We start from the raw sequence: 15,125 nt of genomic DNA, 5'->3' as shown, positions 1-15,125 counted from the left end.
TTTTTAGTTCGGCGGTTATAGCACTTAAAGATGATAGAAGTCAAGGTGTCATGATTGGGAGTAACCGCTCATAAATTCTTAAAATTTTCAAAGTGGTGAGACCTTTTCACTTTATCGAGGTTCTTCTTTTGTAGAGAATCTCATTGCTCCGGCGCTCAGTCCTGAGTTATCCCCTGATAGGGAAATGGTATAACATTCTCTTCGTCCATTTTTGCTTTCTGATCGGGATAGAATCATTTTAACACTGAATCCCCCCCAACCATCCGGATTTTCCCATTAAAGAAGCGGAGTCTACACAATAAACTTGAATCCCCTCTGGCAAACGTGATTCTTGAATGAATTCACCATATACAAACAATCACACTTTTATGACATCACTGCAGGAAATACGAGAAACGGGGAGGTCATAATAGAACAGCCCTACCGTTTTTTCATGATCCATCGTAGAATACTGAAACTTTTCTTGATAGAGCCTTCCTAGCGGATTGACCGTTTTGTTTACTCGGGCCTCCTCGGAGACATAAATGATGACAAATACTCCCATCGTGCGAGTGGGTATCCTTTGCAAGCCACATCGATCCGAAGCAATCAGATCTATTTTGATGGATCTATTACCATGGATGCGATCCAAAGGTGTTACACCATTACTGGACCATGAAGGAGCAACCCTTCTTCGTGATGAGCCTTCATACTCAAGAGAAACCATTCGGGACGAAAGTGAAGTCGTTCTTGTTTTAGGGGGAGATGGCACGCTTCTCTCTGCGGCAAGACTACTTGCAGGGACCCAGATTCCCATTCTTGGCGTCAATCTCGGGAATCTGGGTTTTTTAACGGAAGTTCAATCCACTGAAGTTTTAGACGTCTTATCCCGAACACTTCAGGGAGATTATTCCATTGAAGATCGAATCATGCTCCAGGTGCGCATTTTTCGAAATCGGATCGAACAATCACAAACCCATGTATTAAATGATATCGTAATCAACAACGGATCCATTGCACGGTTGATCGAGTCAGACATATATATGAATGCACAATTTGTCACATCGCTCAAAGGTGATGGTGTTATTTTCTCTTCACCAACAGGCTCAACCGCCTATTCCTTATCTGCAGGTGGCCCCATACTTTATCCAGGAATGGATGGAATCATCATAACCCCCATTTGTCCGCATACGCTGACCCATAGGCCGATCGTGATTCCTGGTGCGGCAACTCTTGAGATTCTTATCAAAAAAGGAGACTCATCCGTAACCGCAACTCTTGACGGCCAAGTTGGACATTCCCTCAAAGTGGGAGACATGATTGAAATTACTCGCTCACCTCATATTACGAGATTGATCGTCAACTCAGAGAGAAACTATTTTGAGGTCCTGAGAGATAAGCTCAAGTGGGGGGATACCTAGTTCCAGGCCCCCTGGAATCGATTCAGCCATGGCGTTCAATCTGCACGACAGGACAATACCCTTTTGAGTGACGAAATGTCACTTCAGGAGCAAATAGGCCATTCAATTAGAAAGGAGTCGCGGAGGCAACCATTGGACACCAGGGCATTTCATTGCTTCCGCAAAAATAATATATGATGGAAGAGTGTTTTAATCCAAAAGAACTTATCCAGGAAATTCAGGGCCAACATCTTGAAAAGGCAGGATTCAATTCAACACTCTTGGGAGAAATCCAGACAGACATTGGCCCTTGCCCTTTCATTCGCCTGAAACGAAAAACCGGAACGGGGATCCCCAAGGTTCTTTTGTCAGCAGGGATTCACGGAGATGAGCCAGCAGGACCACATGCAGTTCTTGACCTTTTGAAAAAGATTTCCGAAAGAAAAATTCTCTTGCCGCAGATCAATCTCGATATTTTTCCGCTCATTAACCCTTCGGGATTTTTAAGAAGAACAAGAACGAACCAGGATGGGTTCGACCTTAACAGGTGTTTTGCTACCGGTCACCCCCCAAAAGAAATACGGATCATGATGAATTATTTAAAAAATCGAGAATATGATCTGTCTGTCGAGTTTCACGAGGACATTGACACAAAAGGGTTTTACCTTTATGAACATCAACCAGCCAACGTTTCGGAAACCGATTCAGACAAATGGGGACAAGAGATCACAGCCCTTCTTAGAAAAAAGGGCTTTCCGATCAATGACAATCCTATTATTGAAGGAATGCCAGCCATCAATGGCGTCATCTCTCCAAAGAGAAAAAGACGCTCTTTCTTTAGAAGACATGGGTGGCCTCAAGCCTTTTACATGCACAAACATGGCACCAGCCGGACACTCACACTCGAAACACCACCATGCATTTCTATTGCGGAACGGGTCGAAATACACATAGAAACGTTTCTCTTTGCACTCTCCAAGATGGAAAGGTCCTTTACCAAAAACACTTAACATCAGATATCAAGGCACGGGCGGAGGCATAACAGGACTGATTAATTGCCCGATTCCCGCGATCCCGTTCAAAGTCAGAGAAAAACCATATGTCGTCTGAACAGGAAGCGGTGCGGGTTCAATCACCAAGGAATACATCAAGCCAAAGCTCCAGCATGATCCTTGATACCCTGCCGACAGGACTTCCATCTGGATTCCTCCCGATGGACCTGGATCAAGATCATCATAGTATGCAACTGACCCATAGAGACCGAGTTTTGTGGAAACGCCGATCGATGGAACTAAAAATGTGGCATTGGTCGGCTGGGAATACCCTTCTGTTATCGCAAGAGGGGTAAAGTAATTTCCTACCATCGGAACAGTGCCGGCCCTGTAGCTTGTTTCACCTATCTGAAAAAGAAAATTGATCGCTTCAGGCATGACCGCAGCCTGATTGAAGATCATTGAAAGATCCTCTGTCGGAAAAACCTTCGACGTTGCATCATAAAATGCTTCCCCATAAAAAGAGACCGGATCGGATGGGAGAAGGTGTCCTTCCAGAAGGATTGGACTAAGCGGTCCGGGCAAATTGCTAAAAGGGTTTGAAAGTGTTGTTCCACCATAGAAAGTGGGAGATGTGTTGGTAGAGTATGAGTCTATAATGGCTTCCTGGGCAATCTTGAACGATAAGATCTCCGATGTTCCGGATTGTCCATCATAGAAAAATCGATTGGTAATTCCGTAGTAAGCCGCATTCAGTCCGGGAATATTATCTGTCCAGCCGTTTTGGATAATGGCAGATTCATTATTTTGAGGCGAGTATTCATAATCGCCATTAAAAACAATCTGGTGGGTAATCGTTCCTCCCCCAAGATAGGATGGCAGGACAAAGTCTTTTTCAATGGCACTCCTGATGGCAATGCCTCCATTCGGAACAGTTTGGCTGTACGGACTAGGAGAACCGTTTCCCTCGCTATAAAAAGACTGAAGCACTCCTCCATGGGGAGAAATCTCAACAGCGCCATCCCCAAGAGAAAAACTTCCACTCAGATGGGGAAACAGTAGCCCTCGCTGCATTAGGATCGGGCCAGCCATAAAGTCCACTCCGGACAAAAAGCTTGAGAAGTAAAAGGGAGTTTCTCCAAGACGATAGTCCATTATGGCCAAATCTCCTTGTGGAAGCTTTGAGACAGTTGTGTTTGGTCCAGGAAAAATATCCTCGTTATAGACTCCGATCAGGTTCACCTCGCTGTTATCCTGATAATAGTTTGCGTAGATGGATGACATCATTTGCGGGTTAAAGCTTGCGGTGCTACCAACGCTCATCAATTGGTAAAAGTCCTGTGCACTGACAAAGTTGATATTTCCCATCAAGTTGAAATCTTGTCCCGAGTAGTTATAAAGATCCATTGTCTGGGTAATATTGGTGCGCAACCCCAGACTTGGATCATTGACCGCCTGCTGGCTATAGGACAAAAGAAGATTCTGGTTTTGGGAAAAGGATTGCCTATAGGTCAATCCTTCTCCCACACCAAAATTACTCATGTCATCCACCGTAAGCATCAAATCATAAGAAGGGTCTAAATCCCAAAACAAGGAATCCTGAAATACCAGTCCCTGAATCGAGTTATAGTTCCCAAACGGCATCAGCAAACCGGTTTTTCTTGAAACAACCGGGAAAGAAAAATAAGGGAGATAGATCGCTGGAAGCCCCTTGATATGAAGAACATCGTTTGAGCTATCGAAATGATCTCCCAGGTAAAGATCGGCCGAACCGGTTTGCATCATCCAGCTTGGGGTCGTATCCGGAAGACAGTCACATGTCGTGACATTTCCGCTGACCACGTGGTAGTGATCAGAGGAAAGCTTGTCAATCACTTTTCCGGTAATATGATAGGTGTACTCGGCTCTCAATCCATTTCCCGTATAAGGCTGGATCGTATCAACCGATCCATTGATCAGGTGGGCCTTCCCGTTCGAAAGATTCAATCGGAGACGCTTGGCTTTCATCTTCGTTTTTGGCGCACGAAGATGAACATGTCCCGCAGCCCAGACAATGTTTGTCTCCCGATTGATAATGACTTCGTCCGCATTAAGAGAGATATTGCCCCGGGAAACATAAGCATGTCCCACGGCATGGATCAGATGGGTTTTCCGATTGAATCGCAAGTGATCAGCAAGGACAACAACCTTGTCCTGAGAAGATTGTTTTTGGGAAGGAGCGGATTGACCCGCTGCATTGCCATTGACAGGACACAGAAGGATTCCCGAAAAAAAGCACACTAAAACAAAAAGCCTGATGGCAAAAAAAGTTCTCACGATGGTCTATTGTCTTCGGGAGAATGCTCTCCAACGGGAAAATCCGGAATCAATCCTGTCAACCGTTGTCTGACCTCCCCGACCAGATATAAGGATCCTGCAACCACAAGTGGCAACGATAATGAAGCAGCCCTTTCAATGGCTTCCCCAAGGACTTGCTCAATAGGTCCGGATTTCTTCGGTAATGTCGCATTGACAGACGACAACCATTGGACCAATCGCTCAGGGGCGACAGCCCGGTTCGAAAGAGGGGAGGTCAAAAAGAAAGACTCTGCTGATGGAACAAGATGTTCCAAAACCTGCTTCCAGTTCTTGTCTTCAAGAATGCCAAACAGATAAATCACTTTCTGGTCAGGGCCAAAGGCATCCTTGATTGTTTGAGCCAAAACCTCTGCCGCCTCTGGGTTATGGGCTCCATCAAGATAGACTTGGGGACTGTCCGAAATCTTCTCCCATCGTCCCGGATGAACGACCTGGAGAAGTGCTTTGGCGAGCGTTTCTTCTTTTGGCAGCTTCCCTAAAACATCAAGAGAAGCCAATGCCAAGGCAATGTTTCCAATCTGATAATCCGCCACAAGAGAAACAGGAAGCTCCATTGTTCCTGAAGGTCCTTTATAGCTAAACATTCTTTTCAGGGAGGTTTCCGGTGAGACCCATCGTGCGGAAAAGTCCCTTCCCCAGAGAATGGGAATAAAGCCCATGGTGTTAGCATGTCGCTGAAATTCAGGCAAAAGCTCATCAGGCAATTTAGCGATAAAAGGTCTGCCTTCCCGACCTACAGCGATCTTCTCGGCCAGAATCTGAACAAGAGTATTGCCGAGTATCTGGGTATGTTCAAGGGAAACGGAAGTCAATACTGTAGCGAGAGGAATCGCAACGGAAGTCGCATCCCAACGCCCGCCCATACCCGCCTCAAGAACCGCCATTTGGATTCCTGAACGTTCAAAAAGAGAAAAGGCTGCGCAGGTTATGGCTTCAAAAAATGTGATGGGGAGGCCAAGCTCCCGGATGGATCGCTCCGTAAAATCCAGAACCTGAAGCCAGGAGTCCACAGGAAGCATCTGACCCTGGACCAATACACGCTCTCTCAAATCCGACAGGTGGGGAGATGTGTACAAACCCACCAACCCTTCATCATTGGCAGCGAGGATGCTTGCCAAGATTGAAGCCGTCGAACCTTTGCCATTCGAGCCAACAACCTGTATGGAGGAAAAGCGAAGCTGGGGATTACCGGTTCGATCAAGGAGAGCTCGAACGTTTTCCAGTGTTGGATGAATCCCATGCAGGCGGAGACCATTTAAAAAATTCATGGCCTCCAATCGGTCGCTGATGCTCAATCACGCACCAGGGCTTCGCCCTCAGGGTCTCCCTCCGACTGACACTTGGACGTTCCGTTTTGGCGGAAATGACAGATGAGCAGAGAGAGCGTTTCCCGAAGCTTTCCTCTCTCAACAATCATGTCCAAAAAACCATGCGACAGTAGAAATTCCGCCCTTTGGAAACCTTCAGGGAGTTGCTGCTTGATTGTTTGTTCAATGACTCTCGGACCTGCAAAACCAATCAGGGAACGGGGTTCTGCAAGAATGACATCTCCCAGCATTGCAAAGCTGGCCGAGACACCTCCGAAGGTCGGATCGGTCAAAACCGAGAAAAACGGAATGGCATTTTCATGGAGACGGGAAATGGCTGCACTGGTTCTGGCCATTTGCATAAGAGAAAAAATTCCCTCCTGCATTCTGGCTCCTCCAGATGCAGTCACCAAAATAAGGGGAACTTTCAGTTCAAGTGCTCGCTCCGCGGCCCTCACAACCTTTTCACCTACCACAGACCCCATACTTCCACCCATGAACCCAAAAGAAAAAACCCCAAGAACAGCTGGACGAGCATTGATCTTGCAATCACCAATCCGCAACGCCTCTGTCAGCCCTGTCTTTTTTTGAGCCAATCTGACTCGCTCCGGATAACGCATGCTATCGGTAAAATTCAAGGGATCCAACGGTTCAATCTGCCCGGCAAACTCAACGAAGGAGTCCGGATCCGCCAGTTGGGCTATCCGTTCATCAATCGTAATGGGAAAATGGTAATTGCACTTGGGGCAAACCTTACCCGCTTTTTCAACTTCCTTGCGGTAAACGATTTGGCGGCACAAATGACACTTGATCCAGAGACCTTCAGGAATCCGAACTTTCCGTTCACCTTCCTGAACTTCAGGGAGTTTTTTTTCAGAAGTTTTATCTTTCGAATGAGACCTTGAAAGCCAACCCATATTATGACTCCTGATTCAATCTATTGATGTTGCGAAGAAGGCATCGATCTGGCCACTTCGCAAAATTGTCGCAACAATTTTCCCCACTCAAGCGGATCCTTTTCTTCCTGAACCAATCTGGACCCAACAATCACTCCGTCAGAAAACTGGAGAATCTCTTTTGCCATTTCCGGAGTCTGAATTCCAAAACCGACACAAACAGGCAATTTCGTCTGAGAACGAAGATTCCTCACCGACTCTTCCATTGTCGACGACAAGGTCAGCGCTTTTCCAGTCGTACCCAGCAAAGATACAAAGTAAATGAATCCATCCGCTGTTGCAAGAATTTTTTTTATACGGGACGGGCTTGTCGTCGGTGATATAAACGGGATGAGAGCCAAACCCGCCGCTTTAAAAGCTTTCCTGACCTTCTTTGAGTCTTCAAAAGACAGATCCGGTATCACTGCCCCGACGATACCGCCAACTCGACCGGCCTCCTGGATAAACTCCTCAATCGTCAATGACAAAAAGAGATTGAAGTAGGTCATGATAAAAATAGGAGGTCTTTCAGAAAGCGGAATCTCTCCCAGAAAAGAGAGAATTTTGGTAAGGGATGTTTTATCCGATAGGGCCCTGATGGCCGCCTTCTGGATAACTGGACCATCTGCCGTCGGGTCAGAGAAGGGAATTCCCAATTCAACAGCCCATACACCTGCCTTGCTCGCTTCAGAGAGAAGTCGCTTGGTCACCGGGAGATCCGGATCTCCCGCCATAAGATATGGGATGACTTTTTTATCAGAGAGTCTCACTTTTTTAAGGGTCCGGGGCATCATGAAATTTCCCCCCGCAAACGAGCCACCTCCAAAACATCTTTATCTCCACGGCCGGAAAGATTGATGATCAGGATCTTCCCACGCCCCATTTCCCTGGCCAATCGAATACCGTAAGCGATCGCATGGGAACTTTCCAGCGCCGGTATAATCCCCTCCAGACGAGAAAGGGTATCAAATGCCTGCAAGGCTTCATCATCCCCAACCGCATCAAAGTGAACGCGTCCCGTTTCAAAATAATAGGCCAATTCAGGTCCTACCGCTGAGTAATCAAGACCCGCGGAAACGGAATGCGTTCTCAGGATCTGACCATCCGGGTTCTGCAGGACAAATGTCTTGGAACCCTGTAGAACACCAACTCTCCCGCCTTGAAAACGTGCGGCATGATCACCTTCAGACAATGAGCGGCCTCCCGCTTCGATTCCGAACATCTGAACAGATGCATCGCCAATAAAATGATGGAACAAGCCGAGAGAATTGCTTCCGCCTCCCACACAAGCCACCAGTGCATCCGGCAGACGCCCTTCCTTTTTCATGATTTGCTGGCGTGCCTCACGCCCGATAATAGACTGGAACGAGCGAACCATCAAGGGAAAAGGATGCGGTCCAAACGCAGTCCCCAGGACGTAATGGGTTGTCAGGACAGACTGGGCCCAATCCCTCAAAGCCTCACTGATTGCATCCTTGAGCGTCTTCGTCCCGCCATCGACTTCTTTTACTTTTGCACCAAGAAGGTTCATCCGGAAAACGTTCAGGGATTGACGCCTTGCATCTTCAGACCCCATGAAAATTTCACAATCAAAGCCATACTTTGCCGCCACAGTTGCCGTGGCGACACCATGCTGGCCAGCACCTGTTTCAGCAATAAGCCTTTTTTTTCCCATTCTTTTCGCAAGAAGGGCCTGACCTACAGCATTATTGATCTTGTGCGCACCAGTATGGTTGAGATCCTCCCTTTTGAGATAGATTCGAGCACCACCTGCATGGTTGGTCAATCCTTCGGCAAAAGTCAGGGGAGACGGCCTACCGACAAATTCCGTAAGAACATCCTGGTACTCTTTCCGGAATACACGGTCACTCCAAGCTTTTTTAAAAGCTGTTTCAAGTTCATACAGAGCTTCCATCAGTGTTTCCGAAACAAATCGTCCGCCAAATTCCCCAAAATATCCGGAATGATCTGGCATTCGAGAAGGTTTGAGCACCTTCTTCAGATCTTTCAACTCGTCCCCCTTAACCGATTACCTTCTCGCTTCATTAATGAATCTGGCCACTTTATCCAAATCTTTTCTGCCCGGTGATCGTTCTACTCCCGAGGAAACATCAACACCAAAAGGTGATACATCACAAATAGCCTGCCGTACCAGCTCCGGATCAAGTCCTCCCGAGAGGATCAGGGGAACAGATGTTTTGATCCCGGACAATTTCTTGAAATCCCAAAGTGTTTTGGTTCCACCCGGAGCCTTTTCGGTAAATCCTTCCACAAGCAACATACCAGCCCCTGCTTTGGAAGTTACCTCCAAAACTGTTTCAGATGGGCGAATCCTTCGCACATCAATCCAGGGAACTCCCATCTGGTTCATCTGACGGAGACCCTCTTCGGAAAGGGGTTCTCCATGCCACTGAAGCATATCCAGCGGAACCGATCGGACTGCTCTCTCGATATATGGCCAATCAGGATCAACGAAGACACCAACCTTCATGACTCCCGCCGAAACGTCACAAACAACTTCGGATGCACGCTCGATCGTCAACCCCCTCGGAGATTTTGCATAAAAGATCAAACCAATCGCATCCACTCCCATCCGGCTGATCTGTGCGGCTTCCCCCGGCTCGGTCAATCCACAGATTTTAATCCACATACGTCAAGAAATCCTTAAGAGCCAAACCAGGATGAGCTGTCGTCAAAAAAGACTCCCCTACCAGAACGCCATCGTAACCAAGTTCTGCCATTCTCAGGCAATCCCGACCGGTTTTCAGGCCGCTCTCGGCAATCCGGATAACATGATCGGGAATCATTCCGGCAAGCCGGCTTGAAAGGTCAAGATCCATCTGTAATGTATCAAGATCACGATGATTGACGCCAAGAAAAGAGCAGCCTGCATCCAGGGCTCTTTTCATCTCCGTCTCCGAATGAACCTCAACAAGCGCTTCCATTCCCAACTCCCTTGCCTGTTCAATCAGCTTTACAAGAGTCTTGTCGGCAAGTATCCGGACAATGAGCAAGATCATATCGGCCCCAAACAGAAACGCCTCATCCACCTGTCTTGGATCAATGATAAAATCCTTCCTCAAGACCGGCAAAACAATACCCCGAGATAAAAAAGCGGATTTGACAGCAAGGAGATCGGGGAGGCTCCCCCCGAAAAAGCGGGGATCTGTCAGAACGGATATTCCGGATGCTCCGGATTCAGCATACTCCAAAGCAATCGCAACCGGATCATAGTCCATTCGTATGATCCCCCTTGACGGGGATTTGGATTTACTCTCCGCGATCACCCGGACACCCGATCCTCTCTCTTGGCGCCAGCCTGCCAGAAAATCCCGAACAAGTGGAACGTTTCTGCCCGATGAAACTCCAGTCTTTAAAGAGGCTTCAGAGAGATGGGAGATCTCTTCTTGTTTGGACTCCAGAATTTGGGTCAGGACTGGGTTTGGCAAAGTTCCCCCCATCGATCAAGAAGTTGTTCGGCCCGCCGACTCATGACCACACTTCGAGCCATCTTTACTCCCTCAAGAGGACCGTCCACCAGACCTGCTACCTGAAACCCCAAAGCTGCATTTGCAAGGACGTAATCCATATAGGGTCCTTCTTCCCCGGAGAGGACTCTTCTCATGATTGATGCATTTTCCGATGGTGTCCCTCCGCAAATGGCCCCCACCGGAACCAGAGGAAGTCCAAAGTCCCTGGGGGTCAGATAGCCTTCGTGAATCTCTCCTCCACGTCCAAGAGCGAAAGTTGTCCGACCTTCAAGAGTCACCTCATCAAGACCCTGACCAGAAATAACGATAAACTCTTTCGACCCGTGTGCCATCAGAAGCTGTGCCATAGGAGATACCATTTTCTCGGAGGAAACACCCAGTATTTGCCTCGTCACGCCAGCAGGATTGGCAAGAGGAGCGATCATGTTCAAAAGAGTCCTGATTTGAAGGGATCGCCGAAGCGGTGCCAGACCCTTTAAAGCAGGGTGGTAAAGAGGTGCCCATAAAAAAACGATTCCCAATTCCGAAAAAATCTCAAGAGACCTCTCCACAGGAAGGTCAACACGAATACCCAATGCCTCCAAAACGTCGGCTGAACCCGAACGGCTGGAAACAGCCCTCCCTCCGTGCTTGACCACAGGGATACCGCCCGCTGCCAAAACTATGGCGACCGTGGTTGAGATATTGAACGTTCCCATTCCGTCACCACCAGTGCCGCATGTATCGAGTAGTGGCAAGAGCTGATTCGAAGGAAAAGGAACCATCACTCTTTTCAGGGCATCAAGCGCTCCCGACAGCTCGGAAACAGACTCCCCCCGAAATGCCAAGGTAGACAAAACGGCAGCAATAACCGGCTCACTCTCCCGACCACTAACAACATTGCTTAGCCATTGATCCATCTCCAATCGGGTCAGCGTCTCTCCGGATATCACCCTTTGCAAAACGGTCTGGCTCATTTCCCGTGACACAATTTGCCCGACTGAAAAGACTTTGACAGGCGGAGAAAATTCCCCAAAAGAGATTTTCCCTCCTTCGTCAAAATGGATTCCGGATGAAACTGAACACCCCAAACAGGGCGATCAACGTGACGCACACCCATGATTTCACCTTCTTCGGTCCAGGCTGTTACAACAAGCTCTTTTGGCATCGTCTCAGGCAAGATCACTAATGAATGGTAACGCGTCGCATCAAATGGAACAGGCAGATTGGAAAAAAGCCCTTCTCCGGAGTGGATGATGGGGGATGTTTTCCCATGCATGAGCCTTGGAGCCCGATCCACCCGTCCTCCAAAAACCTCCCCGATCACCTGATGGCCCAGACAGACCCCAAAGACCGGAGTATCCGAGGATAGATTGGAAACAACTTCTCTGCAGATCCCTGAATCTTTTGGAGAACCAGGACCTGGAGAGAGAACAATCCCCTCATAATTCCGGGCAAGGATCCAGCTTGAATCAACCTGATCATTTCTCACCACATCCATTTCAACACCTAATTCCCAAAAATACTGAACCAGGTTGAATGTGAAGGAGTCATAATTATCGATCATCAAAAAAGCCATGAGCCTCTTTCCCCATTCGAAATTCGTAACGCTTCCATCATCGCTGCCGCTTTTGCTGCCACTTCCTGATCTTCGTTCTGGGGTATTGAGTCCGCAACAATTCCGGCACCTGCCTGAAGGAATGCGTTCCCTCCCCGAATAAAAATGGACCTTATAGCAATGGCCAGATCACAATCCCCCGAAAAGGAGATCGTTCCGACCGCTCCTGCATAAGGCCCTCTTCGCATTGTCTCCAATGACTCAATAATTTGCATTGCCCGGATTTTGGGAGCACCTGATAGTGTCCCAGCCGGAAAAGCTGCCCGGATCACGCTAAATGCATCATTATTACTGGAAAGCAGTCCTTCCACATGAGAAACAATATGCGTCACATGAGAGTATTGCTCGAGAACCATCATTTCCGGGACACGCACAGTTCCTGGTTGACTCACCCGTCCCACATCATTTCTTCCAAGATCGACCAGCATAACATGCTCGGCAAGCTCCTTGGGGTCGGCTAAAAGCTGTTTTTGCCTTATAGCATCCTCTTCAGGAACACCCGTTCTTCTGACCGTTCCGGCAATCGGGCGAACCTCAACTTTTTCCCCCTTCACCCGGACGAGAAGTTCGGGAGATGAACCCACAATTGCCATATCTCCATCCTGTATCAAATACATGTAGGGAGATGGATTGATCGAGCGCAATACCCGATAGACTTTTAACGGATCGCCATCAAAATGAAACGAGAATCTTTTGGAGAGAACAATCTGAAAAATATCTCCCGATTTGATGTGTTCCTTTGCTTTCAGAACATTCTCTTCAAAAACCCTGGAGCTGGGAGATTCAACAAATGACAGTGGATCGTGTTCCCTGACAGATCCCTCCTGATCGGCATGAAAGGAAAGGGAGCCCTTCAGGGCTGACAACCTTGATGAGGCCTTATCATATAACTCGTCAGAGCTGAGATCCTCCTCTCGGTCAATCCATGTCAGGATTCTGAGTTTTCCAAGAACATGATCAAACACAAGAAGAAATTCCGGAAGGACAAAATACAGGTCAGGGAATTCTTTTTGTGGGGGAAGCAAACTCGGCAATTTTTCAAATTCGCGAACCATATCGTAGGACAGGTATCCTACAATCCCTGCCGCAAGACCGGCTGGGAGCAAGCTCGACTCGATCGATATAGCCTCCATCTCATCTTTCAAGAGTGTGAGGAGATCTCCGTCCCTGTGACATCTCCCACCCGACTCTGACCGGGTCAGATCCGTAATGGAGAGTCCCTCTGAAACATTCCCTTCAAACCGAAACAGGACACCCCCCCCCACATAGGAAAATCGCCCCCAGCTCTCCCCGCCAACAACACTTTCCAGAAGGAAACGATGTGTTAGGGGATCAAGGGATGCATAAGCGGCAACCGGGGTTATTCTGTCCGAAAGGATCTCCCCAAAAAAAGGAATAAATCGTTTTTCTGAAGACAGGTTCCGAAACTGGTCTTTCGACAGGGATAGAATCATCCGTGATCCATTTCCCTTAACCGGCGCCACAAGGTTGAACGGCCGATCTCAAGCTTCCTGGCTGCTTCTGATATATTTCCTCCAGTCATTTCCAATGTTTTGCGAATCATATCATCCTTCACTTTTCGGAGTGGCTGGGAAGTCTCCACAATATTTTCCGGAGCCCGGTTTTCTTCAGGGTTATTGGTAATGTCTGCCGGTAGGTGTTTCAGATCAATGATGCCCCCGGGAGAAAGAAGAACAGCATGCTCGATCGCATTCTGTAACTCCCTGATATTTCCTGGCCAGGAATAATTCAAAAGTACTCCCATAGCCTCAGGAGAGATTCCAGATATTTCCTTACCGGTCGTCAGGGAAAATTTTTCTATAAAAGAATTGATCAGAAGCGGGATATCTTCTTTGCGATCCCTAAGCGGAACCAGTGTCACGGGAATCACCCTAAGCCGGTAATAAAGGTCTTTTCGAAACTCCCCTTTTTCCATGGCTTGCTTCAAATCCCGATTGGTTGCGGCAATAACCCTGACGTCGACCTTGATCGTATGGGTTCCTCCAACCCGTTCGAACTCTTCTTCCTGGAGAACTCTCAGAAGCTTGACTTGCATGGATGGCGAAATTTCCCCTATCTCATCAAGAAACAAGGTTCCACCGGAAGCGATTTCAAAACGTCCAGGGCGACTTTGGACAGCTCCTGTAAAAGCGCCCTTGACATGTCCAAAGAGCTCCGATTCAAGAACGCCTTCGGAAAGAGCTGCGCAATTCAGTTTGACAAATGGTCCTTCTTTTCTGGAGCTCGACTCATGGATCGCATTTGCAACGAGTTCCTTGCCTGTTCCGCTTTCTCCCTCGATCAAAATGGTCGATTTTCCATTCGATATAATCGGAAGAATGTCATACAACTCCTGCATGCGTTGAGACCGACCGATGATTCGACCAAAAGAATAGCGGCCCTTGATTTCCTCTTTCAAGGCAAGAATATGCGTCACATCATGGAAAATCTCCACTCCTCCGATCAACTCTCCATCAGGTCTTTTTAAAAGGGCCGTGTTCACTCGGAGAGTACGGATTCGATGAGAGCGATCAAAGATCGTGATTTCATGATTTCTGATCGTCTCACCGGTCGTAATCGTTTTTTCCAATAAACATCTGGTCTGACAGGAAGATGACTTGAGCGCTTTTTGGCAATCGATCGTTTTTTCCTGTCCTGGTGTCACGGACAGCATTTCTCTTGCAGCTTTATTCATATAAAGGATTTTTCGATCAAGGCCAATGGCAAGTACACCTTCCTCGAGAGATTCCAGGATGATCTCCGGATCAATCAAAGATGCATTTTTGTCCCTGTCTTCTGGTGTTCCGGAGTTTTCTGGAAAAGTTGGAACCAACGATCGGCCACGAAATGGACTCATGGATAGGACTCCTCATCTGCCTTTGGAATCAGAGACAACGCCTTGTCCGGACAAGAAGTCAAACAGTATCTGCAAACAATACAAGTTCCCATTACGGACAGAGCACACCCTTCCTGATCTCCTGATATAGGCATAACCAGAACACCGGTAGGGCATATTTCTTCACACTCAAGACACCCCCGGCAGCGCTCTGAGTCAAGACGAATCAT

14 protein-coding genes are annotated in these 15,125 nt (G+C 47.8%); 2 read left to right on the top strand and 12 right to left on the bottom strand.

Annotation, left to right across the window (positions count from 1 at the left end):
- The first annotated feature begins 524 nt into the window (after positions 1 to 524).
- Positions 525 to 1,400, top strand: coding sequence for an NAD(+)/NADH kinase (locus LFE_RS03535; RefSeq protein ID WP_232502559.1), 876 nt, complete (start codon positions 525 to 527; stop codon positions 1,398 to 1,400).
- 173 nt (positions 1,401 to 1,573) lie between these two features.
- Positions 1,574 to 2,389, top strand: a complete 816-nt coding sequence (locus LFE_RS12960) for a M14 family metallopeptidase (RefSeq protein WP_014448900.1) — start codon at positions 1,574 to 1,576, stop codon at positions 2,387 to 2,389.
- A 9-nt stretch (positions 2,390 to 2,398) separates the two neighbouring features.
- Here LFE_RS12960 and LFE_RS03525 read toward each other — a convergent pair whose 3' ends face one another.
- From LFE_RS03525 to LFE_RS14645, 12 genes are read right to left on the bottom strand one after another with little or no spacing between them, the layout of a single operon-like run.
- Entirely contained in the window at positions 2,399 to 4,687 is a 2,289-nt protein-coding gene (locus LFE_RS03525; protein WP_014448899.1) for an LPS-assembly protein LptD, read from the bottom strand.
- Entirely contained in the window at positions 4,684 to 5,997 is a 1,314-nt protein-coding gene (locus tag LFE_RS03520) for a bifunctional folylpolyglutamate synthase/dihydrofolate synthase (protein WP_014448898.1), read from the bottom strand. Before LFE_RS03520 ends, LFE_RS03525 begins: the two co-directional genes overlap by 4 nt.
- 23 nt (positions 5,998 to 6,020) lie before the next feature.
- Positions 6,021 to 6,953, bottom strand: coding sequence for an acetyl-CoA carboxylase, carboxyltransferase subunit beta (gene accD, locus LFE_RS03515; RefSeq protein WP_014448897.1), 933 nt, complete (start codon positions 6,951 to 6,953; stop codon positions 6,021 to 6,023).
- A 20-nt stretch (positions 6,954 to 6,973) separates the two neighbouring features.
- The gene (gene trpA, locus LFE_RS03510) at positions 6,974 to 7,765 is read right to left on the bottom strand and encodes a tryptophan synthase subunit alpha (RefSeq protein ID WP_014448896.1); all 792 of its coding nucleotides are present in this window, start codon (positions 7,763 to 7,765) and stop codon (positions 6,974 to 6,976) included.
- Complete coding sequence (trpB, locus tag LFE_RS03505) at positions 7,762 to 8,946, bottom strand: tryptophan synthase subunit beta (RefSeq protein WP_041774756.1); 1,185 nt, start codon at positions 8,944 to 8,946, stop codon at positions 7,762 to 7,764. The genes trpA and trpB overlap by 4 nt, the downstream gene beginning before the upstream one ends.
- Before the next feature lie 54 nt (positions 8,947 to 9,000).
- Entirely contained in the window at positions 9,001 to 9,621 is a 621-nt protein-coding gene (locus tag LFE_RS03500; protein ID WP_014448894.1) for a phosphoribosylanthranilate isomerase, read from the bottom strand.
- Positions 9,611 to 10,405: an indole-3-glycerol phosphate synthase TrpC gene (locus LFE_RS03495; protein WP_407081002.1), complete on the bottom strand. Its 795-nt coding sequence runs from the start codon at positions 10,403 to 10,405 to the stop codon at positions 9,611 to 9,613. Before LFE_RS03495 ends, LFE_RS03500 begins: the two co-directional genes overlap by 11 nt.
- Positions 10,402 to 11,418 carry an anthranilate phosphoribosyltransferase gene (trpD, locus tag LFE_RS03490; protein WP_041773989.1) on the bottom strand — a complete coding sequence of 339 codons (1,017 nt, stop codon included), beginning with the start codon at positions 11,416 to 11,418 and terminating at the stop codon, positions 10,402 to 10,404. Before trpD ends, LFE_RS03495 begins: the two co-directional genes overlap by 4 nt.
- Complete coding sequence (locus tag LFE_RS03485) at positions 11,415 to 12,020, bottom strand: anthranilate synthase component II (RefSeq protein ID WP_014448891.1); 606 nt, start codon at positions 12,018 to 12,020, stop codon at positions 11,415 to 11,417. The genes trpD and LFE_RS03485 overlap by 4 nt, the downstream gene beginning before the upstream one ends.
- Complete coding sequence (locus LFE_RS03480; RefSeq protein ID WP_014448890.1) at positions 12,008 to 13,513, bottom strand: anthranilate synthase component I family protein; 1,506 nt, start codon at positions 13,511 to 13,513, stop codon at positions 12,008 to 12,010. The genes LFE_RS03485 and LFE_RS03480 overlap by 13 nt, the downstream gene beginning before the upstream one ends.
- On the bottom strand, positions 13,510 to 14,916 hold the full coding sequence (locus LFE_RS03475) for a sigma-54 interaction domain-containing protein (RefSeq protein ID WP_014448889.1): 1,407 nt from the start codon (positions 14,914 to 14,916) through the stop codon (positions 13,510 to 13,512). Before LFE_RS03475 ends, LFE_RS03480 begins: the two co-directional genes overlap by 4 nt.
- Entirely contained in the window at positions 14,913 to 15,125 is a 213-nt protein-coding gene (locus LFE_RS14645) for a 4Fe-4S binding protein (protein ID WP_081495329.1), read from the bottom strand. Before LFE_RS14645 ends, LFE_RS03475 begins: the two co-directional genes overlap by 4 nt.

This window comes from Leptospirillum ferrooxidans C2-3 (genome assembly GCF_000284315.1).
Lineage (GTDB): Bacteria > Nitrospirota > Leptospirillia > Leptospirillales > Leptospirillaceae > Leptospirillum > Leptospirillum ferrooxidans.
This window is presented reverse-complemented; position numbering and strand designations above follow the sequence as displayed.